This window comes from Mesorhizobium sp. WSM4310, assembly GCF_007003935.1.
Taxonomy (GTDB): domain Bacteria; phylum Pseudomonadota; class Alphaproteobacteria; order Rhizobiales; family Rhizobiaceae; genus Mesorhizobium.
Map to the genome: position 1 here is coordinate 25,985 of NZ_VFTA01000026.1, position 16,376 is coordinate 42,360.

Here is a 16,376-nt window from a genome sequence, read left to right on the forward strand (position 1 = left end):
TTTGGAGGAGGTCGATCTGATGACGACAAGCCTTGCCGGCACCCTGAAAAACCGCGGCAAACAGGTGGCCAAACGCCTGCTCGGCTATGATTCCCGCAACTGGCTGCGTATCCGCCAGATCGAGGCGTTCACCGTCTTTCTCGAAGCCGGCAACCGCAAGGCCGCCGACGTCATCGAGATCTCGCCGGGCTGGAACCGCTATTGGCGGGCAATGTGCCCCAACTACCGCTCGGTCGATTTCCCCGCCTTCGACATCTGTAAGGACCGCACCGAGGAACAATATTCGATCGTCATCGCCGACCAGGTGCTGGAACATGTCCAGAGGCCGCTGGCGGCGGTGCAGAACATCCACGCCATGACCAGGTCCGGCGGTTGGGCGATGGTGGCGACGCCTTTCCTGTTCCGGGTCCATGCCCGGCCGCACGACTACAACAGGTGGACGCCCGCCGGCCTCAAGCAGCTGATGGTCGAGGGCGGTTTTGCCGAAGCCAACGTCAAGGTCCATGGCTGGGGCAACAAGGCTTGCGCCCGGGCTCACATCGGTGGCCCGGTACGCGCCTACGGTCTTTGGCGGGACCTCAGCAACGACGAGGAATACCCGCTAATGGTCTGGGCCTTCGCAAAGAAGGAGCCAGCGGCGCCTCAATAATTGCCGTTGTAGTAGCGGTCGTCGCAGGGCGCGGTGTAGATGCGGCCGTAGCGGTCCTGGTAGCGGCACATTTCCTCGCCGCGACGCTGCGGGGTGGTGGCGGAGCCGACGACGGCGCCGAGCAGCGCGCCGCTGGCCGCTCCAATGACCGTGCTCTTGGTGTTGCCGCCGATCGCCTGGCCGACGAGAGCGCCGCCGGCGCCGCCGATGAGCGCACCGGTGGTGGCCCGTTGCTGGCCTTCGGTCTGCGACTGGCAGCCGGCAAGTGCCGCGGTCATCAGCACGGCGGCTATGGCTTTGTGAAAGGTCATGCGAGGTCTCCCTTAAACGTCTGAAATCCCTATCGATCGTCCCGTGAGGCCGCATTGCGGCGGAACGGGGGCACGCGCTCTCACGAAGTGAGTCAGGGTTTACCGACAGTTGAAAGGCTATGGTTTCCAAAGCGGAGAGAAACGGGCATCCGCTGATCTTCAACGGCCGATATAGTTGCCCACGGATATATCTGGTTGTGCCGACGGCTCGCATTCAAAACAAAATGGACATGTTTTCCTAACAAAATCGCAGGCGGCACAGGTCCCTATTATCACGTCTGAGACCACGGCGCGCGCGATGGACAAAGCAGCTACACCCATCGAGATTGAAAGGCGAAGGGCCCGCGCTGCTCAATACCTGCGCATGTCGACGGAGAGGCAAATCTACTCCATCGACAATCAAAGGGATGCGATCCGTAACTATGCAGAGGTCATGGGGTACGAGATCGTTGCAACATATGAAGATCCAGGCCGAAGTGGGCTCAACATCTGGGGGCGCCCGGGTTTGAAGCGACTGATCGACGATGTCGAAAGCCGGCGGGCCGATTTCGAAACTGTCGTGGTCTATGACGTCAGCCGATGGGGACGCTTTCAGAATACTGATGAAAGCGCATCTTATGAGTACCGGTGCCAAAGAGCCGGTGTGCGCATCGAATTCTGCGCCGAGCTATTCGTCAACGATGGGAGTATTGGGTCTGACGTTCTGAAGGCCATCAAGCGTAGTATGGCTGCGGAGTACAGCCGAATGCTGTCGAATAGGGTCTTTGCCGGTCAAAGCCGAATAATCAAACTGGGTTTCAGCGGGGGCGGCCCCGCAGGCTACGGCTACAGGCGTGTTCTTGTTGACGGTTCGGGAAATCCCAAGGCAAAACTCGATCGCAATGAGCGAAAAGGCCTGGCCAGTGACCGCGTGATCCTCGTCCCGGGGCCTGAGAATGAGATCTCGACCGTCCGATGGATGTTCAATCAATTTGTCAAAAAGGGAAAATCAGAAGCAGAAATTGCGACTGCCTTAAACGCGCGCGGCTTGGTCACAGAATTCGGCCGACCATGGACCAAGGCGTGCGTAGCCACGATACTGGCCAGCGAGAAATATATCGGCAACAGTGTATGGAACCGGATATCCCATAGGCTTCTGCAAAACCGGGTAAGAAATCCGCCAAGCGCATTTGTTCGCGTCGACAACGTCATCGAGCCGCTCGTAACCCGGGCGCTGTTCGATCGTGCGCAAGCTATCAGGCGGGCGCGCACTTACCTCAGACCCGATGAAGAGTTGCTGGCCGATCTGACCAAGCTTTTGAAAGAACGGGGAAGGCTGTCGAGCCCAATCATTGATGCCGCTCCAGGCTGTCATTCAGCCAGCATTTACGCGCATCGCTTTGGAAGCATGAACGCCGCCTACCAGTTGATCGGATACGACGGGTCGGCGAACTATCGGAAACTCGACATTAGAAGGCGGCTCATTCAGATTCGGCAGCAAACAATCGAGAACTTGATGTCGGACATCGACGAGGTCGGTGGCTCAGCGCTGTACGATCCCCAAACAAAGATTATGCGTGTCAATGATGAATTCTCCGTGGCGATTTGGACTGCGCAATATCGGATGAACGTCACCGGTTTTCCACGCTGGCCGTTCTGGAAGCGGGGTCTCATCGGGCCAGAGGTAACGATTTTGATCAGGATGGAGTCCGATAATCAGACCGTTCGTGACTTCCTGATCGCACCCGCTCATGAAGCGCAGTCTGCCCTTCACATGCTCAAGGCCGACAATGGCGTGCGCCTTGATGCCTTCCTCTTCGCTTCGCTTGATCCTGTGGTTGAGATGGCGAGACGAGAACCAATGGCGGCAAATATATGAGAACTACGAAAGCCGGGCTTCGCGACTTCGTCACAAACAATCGGCATGCCATTCGGCTGACTGTAGATTCGCGGCCGCCGATGAACCCGCTGCGTGTCTCCGGTTTGTTGAAGACCTACAGGCGCCAAGTCGACAATATGCAGGAATTCATCAGGGAAGCCGACGCGGTGAAACACCAGATGGAAAGCGTCGTCGATGCCTTTCGTCATGTCCTGCGCATCGCTTCATTTCAAGGATTGCTTCAATCGAATGACTTCGCAACGCCTCCTTCGATCTTGATGCAAAATTCGCCAGAGGCCGGGGTGAAAGCAGGTATCTGCGAAGACCGGCAGATTCCCTTGCCGCGCGTCGACGAGCCGCTTGTCGAAGGCATCTGCCTCAAAGCTCTCGACATGCTGAACGATTTCGGCGCCCCCTTGAAGATTTTCGGCTTGTTACGAGAGGTCGTGCCGGGCCGCCAGGTTGAAATTGTCCGGCTGATGCTTGCGATGAACCGCGTGGAATTTCGAGTAGCGAGGCTCTTGATCGAACTCACCCCACGATCACAACTCATCGATCCCTTGGCTCGTAGAAAAAGATACGAGGGTATTTCCTCGGCGCAAATGGCTGCCATGGAAGCCGACATTGCCGAGGTCAGCCATAAATATCTGAGCGCTGCCAGCACCCACGGCTCAGAAATGCTAAACCTGATCGCCGCTACGAGCTATTTCGACCGACTGCTGAACAACCCCAAGCTGGTTCGATATTTGGCGCGCAATTTCGCGGGGCAACTAGAGGTGTTTCAGAACTTGCTCGACTTCCGCGAGACTCGATACAAGAAACACCCGCCGACCGCTTGAGCATTGGAACCGAAGATCAGTCGACTGCGAAGCGGGACGAGGGAGATGTAGGCCGGATAGGCTCGCCCCTTTCACAAGGCGGCTAGTCGCGGCAGGACAGGCCGGCACTACACCCTAACTAAGGAACTGCGTTGGACGGGCATGCGTTTGCATCCAGACGCGGTCAAGGGGATGCCTGCCCATGAGCAAGAAGCCGGCCTTTATTGTTTATCGCCCGCCCGCGAACGGGTTCCCATTCCTGGCCGTCATTCTCAAGCCAGACGGCACAGCTACTGCCCGCCCCTTCAACACGGAAGAAGAGGCCTCACTCTCCAACAAGAAGGCAGCTACATCGCTGGGGTACGGCGTTAAGCATTAATCGGGCCAGTGCGGCTTTGCGCGCTACCCAGCCGTAGGGGAAATGGAAGGCCGCGATCTAGTCGCTAGGCCGAACCGCCTCCGAACCAGCGGATGAACTCGACTTCCTTCCCGGTGACTTCCCGCACGGCCTTCAACAGCGTCTCATGTAGGACGCGCGTTGCCCGGTAGTGCTCGCAGTGCGGCGAGATGAACGGATTGACGATGCTCTTGTGCAGGGCTTCCGCTGCCAGCAAGAAGCACTCGATTTCGGCCTGCGATAGCTGCTTCGAAGGTTTTGATCTAGCCATTGCGACACCTCTTAAGGGTCGCCCCACCCGAGACGATACTCCAGCGGACGCCGGGCGTTGTAAAGGCCAGCTTGACTCTTTTGTTCTCATTTCGTTCACTGCTGGCAAGATAGCTCCCAAGCGAGACGGACGCTTGTCGATTGAGGAAACGCCATGTGCGGCCGCTACACCCGATATCTGACATGGTCGGAAATCCACCGGCTCTACCGCCTGACGGCGCCGGCGGAAATCGGTCGCAACGATGAGCCGCGCTACAACATCGCGCCGACAGAGGACGTTCCTTTCGTCACCGCCGGTGATAACGGCAGCCATCGATTGCGCGAGGGGCGCTGGTGGCTCGTCCCGTTCTGGGCAAAAGAGATGCCCAAGGCGGCCATGTTCAATGCCAGGATTGAAGGCATCGACACCGCGCCGGCCTTCAGGGACGCCTTCAAGTCGAAGCGCTGCCTGATCCCCGCGGATGGCTTCTACGAATGGACAATCTCACCGGCCGACGGCAAGAAGGATCCCTGGCACATCTACCTGCCCGGCCACGCGCCTTTTTCGTTTGCCGGGCTCTGGGCGTACAACTCAAATCTCGACGTCACCAGCTGCACCATCATCACCGAGCCGGCCGGCGAGCCGATGAGGAATTTGCACGATAGGCAGCCGGTCATTCTCGACCAGGCCTATTACGACGCATGGCTCGACCCGTCGACGCCGAAGGAATACCTGAAAGACATTCTCAGCCACGATATCGGCAGTCAGTTGCAATTCAACCGTGTCGGGCGCGACGTCAATTCGACCGTCATCAACAAGCAACCGAACGACCACCCCGCCCTAGTCGGACCGATCAATCCGCTATGAGTGACGAACCGATCAAGCTTGACGAAGGCATGACGGCGGCGCCTTGGCGAGCTGGAGGGATCGAAAATCATGTCTGCGAGTTTGACGTGTGCGGCAAGCGCGCGCCATTCGGATTTGCAAAGCCGAGACAACCATCGCACTGGTTCTGTTTCGAGCATCGCGAACACGGCGACAGTTATTTGGTGGGGGCGAGATGATTAGTCGACCAAGAGAGGCGGACGAGTATCCAGACCGCTCCATCGACTGCCAGGAGGCGATGGAGCCCGGTTTTCAAGCGATCGTTGATTGCATGCTGGAGGCTGGATGGTCGCGCGGCGAAACGCTGCGGTCATTGAAGCGGCTGATCGCGGCCGACAACATGACCCAGAAAGAAAACGCCAGGACAGAAACACAGCTTGCCATTGCTCGGGCCATGATGCGTGCGGGCAAGCCGTTCTAGGGAATCACGACTCGGTAAAAATCGTACATTCATTTTCAATTGAAAGAAGAGGACAGGAGAGTAGGATCGCTGTTCGCCCGGCTTCTTCAAATGGCCGGCATGGCCCGGCTAGTCGCCCTGTGTCATCCTGAAGGCTGGCCGGGCCGCCTTAGCAATCCTAGCGACGGAGCGGCCATCGCGAAAGCGAGAGGAGTTCAGCCTCGTCTTTGATGCCGGCCATATAGTTTGCGATGACCCGCGATGCGATCGCATCGAGGGTGTCCGGTGACCGTTGCTCAAGTTTCAGCTTGTCGAAAACCCTGCCGAGGAGTGCTAATTCGGTTTCGTCGAATATACCGGCGTCACTCGCCACTCGTCGGATTGGCACCATCTTCCTCCCGAAAGTCCTGGAGGGAAGCATGCCGCAAATCCTCCTCGCCGCGCAAGTGGTCGTCCGCCGCTTCGGTGGCCACTTTCAAGCTAGCGGATTACAATATAGCCCTCGCGCCGGCGTGAAATAAGCCGCTCCGCGTGGCCCACTTGCCGCCGCTGCCGCGCATGTCAGACAATTTTCTCAGATGGCTTTTTGGCGGGCGGCCGGCGCCTTGTGACCGGAGCTGACTTTTCCGTCGGCTGTGCCGAAAGACGGAGCTCCCGCAACCGTGCCGTCTTCGCATTTCGTGCTTTCGTCTCCGCCTCGACTAATAGCTTAGCTTCTCGATCGGCGCGCTCGATGCGCTCTTTGTCGACCCGTCGTTCGGTCAAGACAGCCTCCCCTGGCTAACTGACCTATGAAATTATCGGTTGCTAAAATTGTTCCTTTCGTTGGTCTTCGGTGGCCAATTTCGTGACCGCCGCGTCGATACCGAGCGCTCCAGCAGGCATTTAGGAACGTCGATCGGAAGCCTCGTCGACGTCTGTCGGTGCTAAAGCTGAATGACAACGAAGGGGAAACCTCGCGAGCGTGCCAATAGAAAGCCCGTCGCGGCTAGAGAGCGACGGGCTTTCTCATTAGAGCGGCTGCACCCAGGAGGATCGACCCCTTGGGTTGAAAATTCCCAAACGTGAAATCGTTCCACAAAGGCACACGAAAACTCATCGCGTCAAAACCGGTTATATGAGATAATGCTAATAAGGCTCGCTTTAGGGCGTCGGCTATGTCGCTACCGCGTTGCAGTGGTGTCTATTGCCCCGCTGATCTGGACATGCTCCAGCGCGTGTTTGACCGACTGTGTGAGGAACGCCGCCTAGCCAAAAAAGACTGGGAGCAACGCGAATACCTGGCTGCGGTAGTCCTTCAAGTTTTTGATGGCGGGACACAGGAAGAGGCGGGCTTGTGGCGGGCGCTTTCAAAGCGCCGCGCCGCCAAGGGCGAATAGTTCAATCTTTGAACTTCACGCGCACGCCGCCCAAACCACTGAGGCGTTGGGGACACTTCGGATTTTGCCCAATATCGCGGACGCTGCGCCCACGCTTCCTAGAGGCCAGACGCGCCCGAGGAACCTGCGCTGATCAATGGCGTTTAGGGGCTCGGTACCGGCGAGGAGCCCATGACGACAAAGTACCATATCGATGAAATGCAGGGTGACGAAGTTGTAGCCCTGCATATTGTCCACGGCGCCACAGCTTTGGAGGCTGTGAGCAAAGTTACGACCGGACCGTTCGTCGTCAGAACTGTGCAGGCTCATTGGTTCCGGGTGGCGGATGAGGCGCGGCGCGAAGTTTTCAAGTTCGCGGTCGAAAGAGACTAATTAAGCTTTTCGCCAGCCCGGGCAATACGTGGGAGCGTCCGCCCACGCTCGCCGGGGAACTCTATCAGATCGGCGGCTAGCCCTCCCAGAAATCCCTCAATGTGGCGTGGCGTAGCTTTTCCTCGCCCTTGAGGAACCGAACGCGTCCGACCAATCCCGGCTTCAGCCACTCAGCCTTGGCCTTTTTCAGACCTATCGGTGTCGGGCCGCCAATCTTGCCTTGCACCCGATCCCAAAGCCGTTGCCGCTTGTCTGCTTTGAATGCCACGAACGCGCCGCCGGCATATCGGCCGTTGTCGGCCATCAGCACCATCGCAGGCTTACCGGCCTCCCGTTGCACGCCGATAATGTCCATTTCCTTTTCGGTATAGCACTTGATCTTGCGCCAGTTCATCGTCGGACCACTGCGATAGCTGCTGCCCTTGCGCTTTGACACCATGCCTTCCAAGCCTGCTTGGTCGACAAGATGATAGACGGCATCGCCCGTTCCCGGCATTGCTTCGCTGAACTGGATGCGGCCACCGGTCGGGATCAGCGCCTGGAGGATGTCACGGCGGTCTTCCACCGGCATGTCGCGCAAATCGTGCCCGTTGAGGTGCAGGAGGTCGAAGGCGACCAGGTACAGGTCGCGCGATGGCGTTCGGCTGGTGACGGCCGATTGCAGTGCATGGAAATCGGACAGGCCGGCCTCATTGATGGTGATCGTCTCGCCGTCGATGATGAAATCTTTCGCTTCGATCGCCTCTGCCTCGCCAGCAAGCTGGATATAGCGACCTGTCCAGTCGTAGCCATTCTTGGTGATCAGCCGAATGCCATCATCATCCTTGATCAACTGAGTCCGGTACCCGTCGAACTTGATCTCGTGGATCCATTCCGCGCTTTGCGGCGGAGTATCGACCAGTTCAGGCTCCATCGGCTTGATGAATTTCAGACGCATACGCAGGACTCGCAGAACACGCGATTCAATTAGCTTTAACTAAAATAGTTCCGGAATTGGAAATGCCCAGCGAACGCATTGGGGTGACGTACGTTGGGCGCCAACGGCGCACGGACAGGAGCGCTCGTCACAGACCGAGCGCCGAGGCTAAACTAGTCGGGCGTGCCGCCTTCCCGGTGATCGAAGCCCCGTTAGGCCCGGAGCGCCACTGCGTCATGCTGTTCCAAGACACGCCTGATGATCTCGTCGAAATCTTGCGGTTCTGCGCCGTTGATCTTTATCAGAGGCCAACCGGCCTGGCGCAAGCACCTTCCGATCTCCCTCGATATACTGGCCTGTCTCAAGCCCTTGTCCACGCCGAGTTCGAGCAGAACCTCCAGCAGAGGTTGCCGCGCATGCCGATCAGTAAGGCGGCGGCGCAAGGTTTCCTGCGGAGCATCAAGTTGGATAAGGAGGTCCGGTCGCGGCAGGAACGAAAGGCAGCCACGAACAACGTCGGTGCTTCGCCCTCGCGCCAACACAGCCAGCGCGCACAAGGCCTGGATCAAGCCCTCTTCGAAAATGAAGTGACCGTCCGATTCCGCCGCCTGACGCCAGGACTCGCAAAGAAGTGCGATATCGACCTTCATGCGCCATGACCACGAGAGACTTCGCACAGGGAAGGCTGCCAGAAGCTGGGCCGCCAAACTGTCCTTTGGCAAGTTCGACAGCAAGATATGACCGGATGCGGCCAACTTTTTCCCGATACGTCCAATGCCATGGCGTACTTCTGGGCCGTCGTCTTTCGAAGCCCCGCTTTCAATCTGGCGGTACCCGTTCACGGTCTTCACATTGATGCCGCGCTTGGCCATCGCCCGGCAGAGGCGCGGACGAAGCGTGGTCTTGCCTACTCCAGGCGGGCCAAACAACTCGATGATCATCGCGGAACACTTAGCCACGACACAACCCGCACCAACGTTCATTTGAATGACCTTAAGGACCGAAAAGCCTGAAAGACTGCGCGGTTGCTGTCTGAATGGCCGGAGGCTCGGACCTAAGTCTGCTGCCGATCAGCCGGAAGTCCCAGCCTGGAACATATTCTGACCTTCTTGCTTGAGTCGGGCCGGTGGGGCACCGGGTTGGGAGGACTACAAATGGCTTTAACCGATGAGCTGAGTGACGTGCTGATGGAATTCAACTGTCCGGCCTGTTCACATCCTCTAGTGAGATTTGGTTCCTGGCTCCGCACAATCGGAAGCTTCAGATGCGACAGCTGCAAAGCTATGGTGCGCATAGGTTATGAAAAGAAGCTGTCGATCTTTGCGGGCTACCTGAAAATCCGGCAACAGCATGGCGCCGGCGTCACGCCATCACACCAGGCGGATCGGTTTCCACACAGAGGTAGAGCGCCTAAAGCCGCATGACTCATCCAGCCCTAGCCGGATGCGCTGACCTTCCGCAAAGGACAGCGCATATTCTTCCACGTCAAATGATCGGGTAAGTTCTTGGTCGTTTTCGGTGACGCGGACGAGCCATTCGCCAGAGACTTCCGCCACTTCGACACGGGCCGACACTTTGCGGAACGGGACCACGTTATCCATCGCAAGCCTCCCGAGAGAGCAAGGGTAACGTCGCTTTTTATAGGGCTACCGAAATCGTCAGATCAAGTGGGATTTTGCGGCCATATTGCTGGCTTGTCATCCGGCGCTTCTGTGACCTGGCTAACCGCCACCTCCGAAAGTTTGTGAACCGCAAGCTGTTGAACGAACCATTGGGCATGTTCGCCCCATTCGGCAGGCGAGACATTGTTTTCGTGGACAGATTTCTTGAAGGCCTCGCGCACAGCGGCGAGATCGAGAATGGAAATGCGCTTGCCGTGCTCATCCTGCATCAGCGGAAATATGCCGCCCCGAACAGCTGTTTCAAGCTAGCGGATTGCAATGGCCCGCGCGGAGCAACGAAATGCCTGGTTGCGGAAGTCTTTTAAGTCGCCGCCTGGTAGCGCCCTAAAAACCCGTCGGTCGCAATTGAGAGCTCTCTAATATTCCATTAGTTTGATAGCACGATTCGCTTGGTGTCATCGCCTGAAGGCTGCTCCATGAAGAGTTATCGTGTTGAAGAGATGGACGGGGAATCCATTGTTTCGACATTCGATGCACAAGCGCGAACGCCCTTTGAGGCAGCAGAGAAGGCGCTGGGGCAAAGGGTTACTCTGCGAGGCACTTGCAGCAAATGGATACGGGTCACCGACCTTGTTGTGACGCTGCCAACCCGCTCTCGCCCTCGCCATTTTGAATTCAGACTTAGGGGAACGCTCGACAGATAGGGGCTAGCGCCTACAGCCTCGCTACCTTAAAACAAGGGCTAGCTTTTAATTGAGCTTCTGGATGCGCCCCTTTTCGAGTGGAACACTCCGCTGTTCGCACTTTGGCGCTCGAAATCAGACTGAATTTCGTCCATGCCAAGATCCCCGCAATCGGCGAAGCTGATCGGCGTTGAAGGTTTGGAGTAGGGATTCTGTAGCCGGATCGTGCCGAACCATCCGTACGTTCATATTGGGTCGCGCCCATGCACTAGGCGCGGGCCGCCGCGACTTCAATTAGCAAACGCTGAAAAAGGAGACCCGCCACCGGCTTAGGCGACAGGTGGCAAAGAACTGAGCGCAGTCATTCATTTGCACGGCGGAAGCTTCAGTGAGCGCTGATATAAAGCGCGATCCGGTGCCGTGTATCGAGTCTCTGCCCCCGCCGGTCAGGCCCGGCCGTGGACGCCCCACCTTCGCGCCGGGCCGCCGGGCATCCCGACCTGTCCAGTCGTAGCCGTTCTTCGTGATCAGCCGAATCCCATCATCATCCTTGATGACCTGGGTCCGGTACCCGTCGAACTTGATCTCGTGGATCCAGTCCGCGCTTTGCGGCGGGGTATCGACCAGTTCAGGCTCTCCATCGGCTTGATGAATTTCAGACGCATACCCAAGACTCGCAGCGATTCAAATTAGCTTTAACTAAAATAGTTCCGGATTGGAAATGCCCAGCGAAACAATTCGGCGCGACGCACGTTGCGGTCGATCGCATGCTGGGAGAACCACGATGACTGACGACAAGAACAAGCTTGGCTATCAAGATCGCAGCCGCGTTAGCGGCGATGAGGAATACGAGGTCGGCTATTTCGCGAGCAAATTTGGCCTGTCTATCCCGCAGGTACGGGAGTTGATCGCCAAGTACGGCAATGACCGCGACACGCTGGAACGAGAAGCTAAGGCGCTCAAAGGATGACCAAATTATCCGATCTTGGGCCGCCTATCCCCGGCAAACGACACGGCAGGAAAACGGCACGAGAGGAAGACCATTTCTACTCCTGTCCCTACTGCGGGCAGAAGGTAGACCAGCGCGACCTGCGTCAGGTGTTCTGGCACGAGGAGCCGGGGCACCAGGCACTGGAGCCTGAGGAAAGCGCCAAGGTCATACTCTTCCCTGGTCAATCACCAAAATAAAAGCCCCCCACCGTGACGGGCTCTTCTTGTTTGTCCGCTCCGCAAATTGCCCGCCGCCCCATTCACGGCAGCGGCGGGCGTCCCTTGGGTATGGGACTGCTCGGGCGTTGGTGGCCCAAGCAGAGATAGAAGGTGCAATTTCGGTGCCAATGCGAACTGTGCCGCTATGAAACGGAAAAGCCCGCCACGAGGCCATCACGACGGGCTTTTCTTGTGTGTGGCTACATCCTGAAGAATCGACCACTGCATGGTTAACGGGCGGTGAGGGATGAAGTTCCGCGCAGATTCTTGCCGAGATAAACAAAGCGACGTGGCACACATCCTTTCTGAATAAAAAACGTCTAATGGACATAGAGAGAACCAAAACAGTTACGTCCGACCTCATGGTGACGACTTGGACTGGCAAGTAGCCGTCTGCTATTTCCCCCGTGCCACTTCCTTGGCCAGGTCGCCGATCTCGCGGCGCAGCTCGGCAATCTCATCGACGGCCCGGTTGGCGACCTCGATTACGCGGTAGCTGACCTGCCGCTGTTTCTCGGCGTCGGCGCGATGGGCGATGGCTTCCATAGTGTAGCCCTCGATGGCGGCGGCGAGCGCCTTGACGGCCGTGTTGTCGACCAGCGCCCCCGCCACCTCGACCTGGCGCTCCGCCGGCGTCGCGTTCTTGCGTCCGTATCCGAGTCCGAAGGCGGCAAGCACACCGAGTAGGCCGAGGCCGATGAAGTTTGCGAACGGAACAAGCTGCTCCGCCGGTATGCCGAAGATCATCAAAGCCTCCGATGGCCAGCACCGACATCAGCCCATGCTCGAAAGAGGTTCCACATCTCGATCGCCACGAAGGTCGTATAGGCGATCACGCCGGTGCCGCCGCCGCCAAGGGTCAGCCAGGCAATCAGAACGCCGAGGGCGATCTGCCCCCAGAACACGCAAGACGCGATCGAGGCGCCCGCCCGCAGATGGGGCGAGAACCGGAATTGGCGGAAGGTGCCGTTCACTGTGAGCGCGCCCAGGCGCAACAGGCCGGCGAACAGGCAGATGTTCGCCCACATCGCCTCATTGCCGTAGCTGGCGATAACCGCGAACGAGCGCGCGGTCGAGAAGGTCGAGGGGTCACCCGCCAGCACGGCAGACCAGCCGAACAGCGTGCCAGTCATGATCCATTCCGTGACACGCATCCCGAAATGCTCGCGGATGCCGCCGGCTATTCGCAGGATGATCATGTCTTCAGCTCGGCCCTGCGCGCGGCGCTCGCCTTCGTATGCCGATCGCATTCCGCGCGAGTGTACAGCTTGACCGCGCAGCCAGGCGCAATGGTGCGGTCGATCTTGTTCTGATCGGCAACCGTCTTGCCCTGCGCCCCGGCGAGGCTGTTACCGAGGGCCGAGCGTAGCGGCGTTACACCGCTGACGCCCGAAGTCGTACACGCCGCCAGCGTCAAGGCACTCGTCAAGAGACATGCGAGCGTCAACGCCCTTTTGGATTGCATCGGTGTTCTCCTTTTCGATCTTGGCGCGGACTTCGTCGGCGCCCCAATGCTTGATGAGTTTGTAGCCGCCGAGCACCGTGCTCGAGGCGACCAAGGCCAGGGCCGCCCATGCGATGATGCCGGCGAACGGAGGCGGCACGCCGACGAGCCGCGCAACCACAGTTATGATCGCGCCCATCATCGGCGCGCCCCGGTCTGGAACGCCTCGACGCCCTTGGCCTCACCATGCCGGGCAACGAAGTAGAGCCCGCCGGCGACGACAGCGATCGTCAGCATCCAGACCCACCCAGGCACGTCGCCGGCGGCTTCCTTCACCGGCTGGATATAGCCGCTGGCCGCACCCAGATTGCCGATGACGCCGTCGAAGAAGCTGCCGACCAGCGCCGCGATGCCGGTGAAGAATGCGCCAACCTTGGCAAGCCAGTTTGTGCGCACTTCCGGAACTTTCTCCCGCACCACGTCGGGCGTGGCGTCGGTGCGCGCCGGCGCCAGCACGCGCGGCTTGGCCTTCTGCAGGGCGAGCAGCAGATCGTCATCGATGCCGTCGCCGGCCGGCAAGCCATTCTCGGCGCGGAAGGCACGGATGGCCGTCGCGGTCATCGTTCCAGTCTTGCCGTCGACGCCGCCGACCTCGGTATAGCCGAGATCCTTGAGCTGCTGCTGGACGCGCGCGATCGTATCCTTGGCGACGGCCGGCGCGGCCGCCTGGTCGACGGGCGCAGGATCCGGCTTAGCCGGGGCGACTGGCGCCGGCGCGGTCGGGAACACGATCTGTGAGCCGTCTGGCCAGATTTTTGCCGCCTTGGCCAGCCAGGCCTTCTGGTCGGCAAGCCCAGTCGTGCCGCCATTCACAGCCCTGCAGACTGCGGTTGTGTCGTTCCTGTCGGCCAGAGCATTGATGTTGCGCTTGCTCCAGTAAATCGTTGCCGCCTGCAACGCTCCAGGGAAGCTGCGCAAAAGGTCCGGATTGGCGATGACGGGCAATCCGGTGGCGGCCTCGACCTCGGCGAAGTTCTCCCGGCCGGTGTTCTGCAGCAGGCCCGATCCCCGATATCTCCAGCCGTCGCCGGCAGCGGAGTTGCCAAGCCGGCCGCCATAGACCTTCTCCGCGAGCTTCGCCGGGTTGTGCTCGAAGGGCTTCGCGGCAGCGATGGTCTTGAACCGCGACGGCCATACCTCGCGTGCACGCGCTGCGGAATAGTTCAGGTTCTCCTCGAGCGCGCGAAGGCCGTTGGTTTCGACGCAGACGCGGGCGATGAACTGACGCGCACGGATCGGTGTGTTGATGCCGGCCCGGTCAAGCAGATCGGCATTGTCGACGATGCCGGCGACAATCGCCTTGGAGGCATTCGGGCATAGTTTTGCGAGCTGGCTCGCGAAGTTACGGTTCATGACAGTTCCTTTCCGCCCTCACGGGCAGGTTGTTTGGTTGCGGATTTTGGCTATGGTGGCCGGCCCTGAAGGAGACCGATGCGATGGCGAGGAAGCCGGACAATGACGAACTGCCGGATCAAATCCGGCTGGACCTCAGCGGACCAGCCGCCGACAATGATGGGCCAATGGGAGACGTGACCTATCTCAACATGCCTTCGCCGAAGGCGAGCGCCAGCATTCAGGCCAAGGCCTTGCGGTCATCCGAGATCAACACCTATGACGGCGGCCGGCTGGTGGTTGTTGATGGCGTCTGGATTGTGACGAACAGCGGCGATCAGGGCGATGCTGATGTGGTTCTCGGCGCACTGCGGAAGGCGAACTAGGCGAAATGTTCACGCCAAACACGCCAAATAAGACTGAGCGGATAACCGCCGGGGTTGCGGCCGCCTTAGCCGTATTGGTGTTTTTCTCCGTGATGACCACCAAGGCATCAGCAAGGACGGCGAACTACTACACCCCTAGCGACTATGTCCAAACGGGATGATGGCGCGGAAATCAAGGATAAAATAGCCCGCTGGACCGGCACCGCCTGGGAGTATCGGAAAATGAAACCGGACGAGGCCGACCACTACCCCGACTTGATTGGGGCCGCTCCTGCATCTTGGTGGGAGTAATCTACAACCAGAGATGCACTCGGCGCGATAGAAGGCTTTCTCACTGTGCCGGCCAGCCGAGCAACCCATTTCGATTTGTAAATGGGACGTTCGATCAGACGGTAGCTTGCCACGCCCAAGGCAATCGCTATCGGAATTGATACGAGCCTTAAAGGCAGGCCACCAGCGATCCCCAACTTCACCCACACGGCAGCCATCACTGCGAACAGCATCTGGTGCCATAAGTACAGGGAATAAGAGGCGTCCCCCAGTTTGACCAACGCCTTGGGAAACGTCCACCTCTGCCGGATTTCTAAGGCAATAAGCCCATATGCGATGAAGGCGCTCGGCAGCCCGATGCACAGGGTGCGCCACATGGATGACGCGGCATACCCACCATTTTGGCTCAGAACATACGCACCGAAGAGAAGCCCGCACACCCCAGCGACCACCGATGAAAATGCGTAGCCAGCGATCTTCCGCTCAGCCATCAACGCAACCACGATGCCGAAAAAGAACTCCAAAACGACCGGGATAAAGAAGTAGATCGCCGGTACGACGTAGTACGAATGCCAGCTAATTCCGGCGGCCCATATAGCGAAAACAATCGCGAACCAAGCAGCCAGCACGATCAGAACTCGGCGCGGGAAAAGCAAGATTGCCAGCGCGCAAACGCTGTAGAAAATCATCTCGTATTGAAGCGTCCACGCTGCCAGGATTCGGTTGTTCGGTTGGGCGATGAGCAGGAACAGTTTCCACCAAGGCTTTTGCGCCAAATCCGCCGGGGCAAGCGAAACCGTGGTTGTCAAAAGCACTATCGAGGCGACGGCAAACGCCACCCAATAGACCGGGTAAATCCGGAATACCCGCTTCACCGCGAACTCCCTGAACGCGCGCCACCGTCCAACGACGGCGGCTTTCTTGCCGATTCTGGCGGCGGACAAGAAAACCACGAAGCCAGAGATCACAAAGAAAACGTCGACGCCGCCAGGTCCCACGGCGTTGATAACGGGCTGCACCCACGGCGAATAATAAAAATGGGCGCATACAACCATCAAAGCCGCGACGGCGCGGAGCCCCTGGATGTTCTGATAGAGCATCGCGGCTGGATAGCAGCGAATGAGTTAGGCGGCAA

Annotated in this window: 21 protein-coding genes; 10 read left to right on the top strand and 11 right to left on the bottom strand. The window is 58.8% G+C overall.

Features of this window, described 5'->3' with window-relative positions:
• Window positions 1–19 precede the first annotated feature (19 nt).
• Window positions 20–649: a methyltransferase domain-containing protein gene (locus FJV80_RS24355; protein WP_142877634.1), complete on the top strand. Its 630-nt coding sequence runs from the start codon at window positions 20–22 to the stop codon at window positions 647–649.
• On the opposite strand, the gene FJV80_RS24360 is transcribed toward FJV80_RS24355, so the two are convergent.
• On the bottom strand, window positions 643–960 hold the full coding sequence (locus tag FJV80_RS24360; RefSeq protein ID WP_056570230.1) for a YMGG-like glycine zipper-containing protein: 318 nt from the start codon (window positions 958–960) through the stop codon (window positions 643–645). The two genes, FJV80_RS24355 and FJV80_RS24360, sit on opposite strands and share 7 nt — an antisense overlap.
• Window positions 961–1,258: 298 nt before the next feature.
• Between FJV80_RS24360 and FJV80_RS24365 the strand changes: the two genes are divergently transcribed.
• The 3 genes from FJV80_RS24365 to FJV80_RS34655 all read left to right on the top strand — a co-directional run bounded on the left by FJV80_RS24365 (window position 1,259) and on the right by FJV80_RS34655 (window position 4,015).
• Window positions 1,259–2,818, top strand: a complete 1,560-nt coding sequence (locus FJV80_RS24365) for a recombinase family protein (protein WP_142877635.1) — start codon at window positions 1,259–1,261, stop codon at window positions 2,816–2,818.
• On the top strand, window positions 2,815–3,657 hold the full coding sequence (locus FJV80_RS24370; RefSeq protein ID WP_246689045.1) for a plasmid partitioning protein RepB C-terminal domain-containing protein: 843 nt from the start codon (window positions 2,815–2,817) through the stop codon (window positions 3,655–3,657). Before FJV80_RS24365 ends, FJV80_RS24370 begins: the two co-directional genes overlap by 4 nt.
• Window positions 3,658–3,838: 181 nt before the next feature.
• Window positions 3,839–4,015 carry a hypothetical protein gene (locus FJV80_RS34655; RefSeq protein WP_185975259.1) on the top strand — a complete coding sequence of 59 codons (177 nt, stop codon included), beginning with the start codon at window positions 3,839–3,841 and terminating at the stop codon, window positions 4,013–4,015.
• A 64-nt stretch (window positions 4,016–4,079) separates the two neighbouring features.
• On the opposite strand, the gene FJV80_RS24375 is transcribed toward FJV80_RS34655, so the two are convergent.
• The gene (locus tag FJV80_RS24375) at window positions 4,080–4,304 is read right to left on the bottom strand and encodes a hypothetical protein (protein WP_142877636.1); all 225 of its coding nucleotides are present in this window, start codon (window positions 4,302–4,304) and stop codon (window positions 4,080–4,082) included.
• Window positions 4,305–4,457: 153 nt separating this feature from the next.
• Between FJV80_RS24375 and FJV80_RS24380 the strand changes: the two genes are divergently transcribed.
• From FJV80_RS24380 to FJV80_RS24410, 4 genes are all read left to right on the top strand, one after another.
• Entirely contained in the window at window positions 4,458–5,150 is a 693-nt protein-coding gene (locus FJV80_RS24380; RefSeq protein WP_142877637.1) for an SOS response-associated peptidase, read from the top strand.
• A gap of 193 nt (window positions 5,151–5,343) precedes the next feature.
• A complete protein-coding gene (locus FJV80_RS24390) occupies window positions 5,344–5,589 on the top strand; it encodes a hypothetical protein (protein ID WP_142877639.1) in 246 nt (81 codons plus the stop codon).
• Between the two features lie 1,184 nt (window positions 5,590–6,773).
• Window positions 6,774–6,947, top strand: a complete 174-nt coding sequence (locus FJV80_RS34660) for an RNA-binding protein (protein WP_185975260.1) — start codon at window positions 6,774–6,776, stop codon at window positions 6,945–6,947.
• Between the two features lie 171 nt (window positions 6,948–7,118).
• Window positions 7,119–7,319 carry a hypothetical protein gene (locus FJV80_RS24410; protein WP_142877641.1) on the top strand — a complete coding sequence of 67 codons (201 nt, stop codon included), beginning with the start codon at window positions 7,119–7,121 and terminating at the stop codon, window positions 7,317–7,319.
• A 76-nt stretch (window positions 7,320–7,395) separates the two neighbouring features.
• On the opposite strand, the gene FJV80_RS24415 is transcribed toward FJV80_RS24410, so the two are convergent.
• The 4 genes from FJV80_RS24415 to FJV80_RS24435 form a co-directional block, all read right to left on the bottom strand.
• Complete coding sequence (locus tag FJV80_RS24415; RefSeq protein ID WP_142877642.1) at window positions 7,396–8,256, bottom strand: ATP-dependent DNA ligase; 861 nt, start codon at window positions 8,254–8,256, stop codon at window positions 7,396–7,398.
• A 191-nt stretch (window positions 8,257–8,447) separates the two neighbouring features.
• A complete protein-coding gene (locus tag FJV80_RS24420; protein WP_142877643.1) occupies window positions 8,448–9,176 on the bottom strand; it encodes a sulfate adenylyltransferase in 729 nt (242 codons plus the stop codon).
• 429 nt (window positions 9,177–9,605) lie between these two features.
• Entirely contained in the window at window positions 9,606–9,836 is a 231-nt protein-coding gene (locus FJV80_RS24430; protein ID WP_142877644.1) for a hypothetical protein, read from the bottom strand.
• A gap of 62 nt (window positions 9,837–9,898) precedes the next feature.
• Window positions 9,899–10,126, bottom strand: a complete 228-nt coding sequence (locus tag FJV80_RS24435) for a hypothetical protein (protein WP_142877645.1) — start codon at window positions 10,124–10,126, stop codon at window positions 9,899–9,901.
• A 1,198-nt stretch (window positions 10,127–11,324) separates the two neighbouring features.
• Here FJV80_RS24435 and FJV80_RS24445 point away from each other — a divergent pair.
• Window positions 11,325–11,510 (top strand): DUF3606 domain-containing protein, encoded by a 186-nt coding sequence (locus FJV80_RS24445; protein WP_095774524.1) that lies wholly within the window; start codon window positions 11,325–11,327, stop codon window positions 11,508–11,510.
• Window positions 11,511–12,145: 635 nt separating this feature from the next.
• Here FJV80_RS24445 and FJV80_RS24455 read toward each other — a convergent pair.
• The 4 genes from FJV80_RS24455 to FJV80_RS24470 all read right to left on the bottom strand — a co-directional run bounded on the left by FJV80_RS24455 (window position 12,146) and on the right by FJV80_RS24470 (window position 14,606).
• Entirely contained in the window at window positions 12,146–12,496 is a 351-nt protein-coding gene (locus FJV80_RS24455; protein ID WP_142877647.1) for a hypothetical protein, read from the bottom strand.
• On the bottom strand, window positions 12,496–12,948 hold the full coding sequence (locus FJV80_RS24460; RefSeq protein WP_142877648.1) for a hypothetical protein: 453 nt from the start codon (window positions 12,946–12,948) through the stop codon (window positions 12,496–12,498). The genes FJV80_RS24455 and FJV80_RS24460 overlap by 1 nt, the downstream gene beginning before the upstream one ends.
• A gap of 150 nt (window positions 12,949–13,098) precedes the next feature.
• Window positions 13,099–13,395: a hypothetical protein gene (locus FJV80_RS34665; RefSeq protein ID WP_185975261.1), complete on the bottom strand. Its 297-nt coding sequence runs from the start codon at window positions 13,393–13,395 to the stop codon at window positions 13,099–13,101.
• Complete coding sequence (locus FJV80_RS24470) at window positions 13,392–14,606, bottom strand: peptidoglycan-binding protein (RefSeq protein ID WP_142877650.1); 1,215 nt, start codon at window positions 14,604–14,606, stop codon at window positions 13,392–13,394. Before FJV80_RS24470 ends, FJV80_RS34665 begins: the two co-directional genes overlap by 4 nt.
• Window positions 14,607–14,689: 83 nt before the next feature.
• On the opposite strand from FJV80_RS24470, the gene FJV80_RS24475 reads away from it, so the two are divergent.
• Window positions 14,690–14,971 (top strand): hypothetical protein, encoded by a 282-nt coding sequence (locus FJV80_RS24475; protein WP_142877651.1) that lies wholly within the window; start codon window positions 14,690–14,692, stop codon window positions 14,969–14,971.
• A gap of 245 nt (window positions 14,972–15,216) precedes the next feature.
• Here the strand turns inward: FJV80_RS24475 and FJV80_RS24480 are convergent, their stop codons facing one another.
• Window positions 15,217–16,341 (bottom strand): acyltransferase, encoded by a 1,125-nt coding sequence (locus FJV80_RS24480; RefSeq protein ID WP_095774503.1) that lies wholly within the window; start codon window positions 16,339–16,341, stop codon window positions 15,217–15,219.
• Between the last annotated feature and the right edge of the window lie 35 nt (window positions 16,342–16,376).

What these genes read in the sequence shown, in the direction of transcription:
- FJV80_RS24355 (WP_142877634.1), top strand. Translation starts at nt 20, where the DNA reads ATGACGACAAGCCTTGCCGGCACCCTGAAAAACCGCGGCAAACAGGTG.
- FJV80_RS24360 (WP_056570230.1), bottom strand. Translation starts at nt 960, where the DNA reads ATGACCTTTCACAAAGCCATAGCCGCCGTGCTGATGACCGCGGCACTT.
- FJV80_RS24365 (WP_142877635.1), top strand. Translation starts at nt 1,259, where the DNA reads ATGGACAAAGCAGCTACACCCATCGAGATTGAAAGGCGAAGGGCCCGC.
- FJV80_RS24370 (WP_246689045.1), top strand. Translation starts at nt 2,815, where the DNA reads ATGAGAACTACGAAAGCCGGGCTTCGCGACTTCGTCACAAACAATCGG.
- FJV80_RS34655 (WP_185975259.1), top strand. Translation starts at nt 3,839, where the DNA reads ATGAGCAAGAAGCCGGCCTTTATTGTTTATCGCCCGCCCGCGAACGGG.
- FJV80_RS24375 (WP_142877636.1), bottom strand. Translation starts at nt 4,304, where the DNA reads ATGGCTAGATCAAAACCTTCGAAGCAGCTATCGCAGGCCGAAATCGAG.
- FJV80_RS24380 (WP_142877637.1), top strand. Translation starts at nt 4,458, where the DNA reads ATGTGCGGCCGCTACACCCGATATCTGACATGGTCGGAAATCCACCGG.
- FJV80_RS24390 (WP_142877639.1), top strand. Translation starts at nt 5,344, where the DNA reads ATGATTAGTCGACCAAGAGAGGCGGACGAGTATCCAGACCGCTCCATC.
- FJV80_RS34660 (WP_185975260.1), top strand. Translation starts at nt 6,774, where the DNA reads ATGCTCCAGCGCGTGTTTGACCGACTGTGTGAGGAACGCCGCCTAGCC.
- FJV80_RS24410 (WP_142877641.1), top strand. Translation starts at nt 7,119, where the DNA reads ATGACGACAAAGTACCATATCGATGAAATGCAGGGTGACGAAGTTGTA.
- FJV80_RS24415 (WP_142877642.1), bottom strand. Translation starts at nt 8,256, where the DNA reads ATGCGTCTGAAATTCATCAAGCCGATGGAGCCTGAACTGGTCGATACT.
- FJV80_RS24420 (WP_142877643.1), bottom strand. Translation starts at nt 9,176, where the DNA reads ATGATCATCGAGTTGTTTGGCCCGCCTGGAGTAGGCAAGACCACGCTT.
- FJV80_RS24430 (WP_142877644.1), bottom strand. Translation starts at nt 9,836, where the DNA reads ATGGATAACGTGGTCCCGTTCCGCAAAGTGTCGGCCCGTGTCGAAGTG.
- FJV80_RS24435 (WP_142877645.1), bottom strand. Translation starts at nt 10,126, where the DNA reads ATGCAGGATGAGCACGGCAAGCGCATTTCCATTCTCGATCTCGCCGCT.
- FJV80_RS24445 (WP_095774524.1), top strand. Translation starts at nt 11,325, where the DNA reads ATGACTGACGACAAGAACAAGCTTGGCTATCAAGATCGCAGCCGCGTT.
- FJV80_RS24455 (WP_142877647.1), bottom strand. Translation starts at nt 12,496, where the DNA reads ATGATCTTCGGCATACCGGCGGAGCAGCTTGTTCCGTTCGCAAACTTC.
- FJV80_RS24460 (WP_142877648.1), bottom strand. Translation starts at nt 12,948, where the DNA reads ATGATCATCCTGCGAATAGCCGGCGGCATCCGCGAGCATTTCGGGATG.
- FJV80_RS34665 (WP_185975261.1), bottom strand. Translation starts at nt 13,395, where the DNA reads ATGATGGGCGCGATCATAACTGTGGTTGCGCGGCTCGTCGGCGTGCCG.
- FJV80_RS24470 (WP_142877650.1), bottom strand. Translation starts at nt 14,606, where the DNA reads ATGAACCGTAACTTCGCGAGCCAGCTCGCAAAACTATGCCCGAATGCC.
- FJV80_RS24475 (WP_142877651.1), top strand. Translation starts at nt 14,690, where the DNA reads ATGGCGAGGAAGCCGGACAATGACGAACTGCCGGATCAAATCCGGCTG.
- FJV80_RS24480 (WP_095774503.1), bottom strand. Translation starts at nt 16,341, where the DNA reads ATGCTCTATCAGAACATCCAGGGGCTCCGCGCCGTCGCGGCTTTGATG.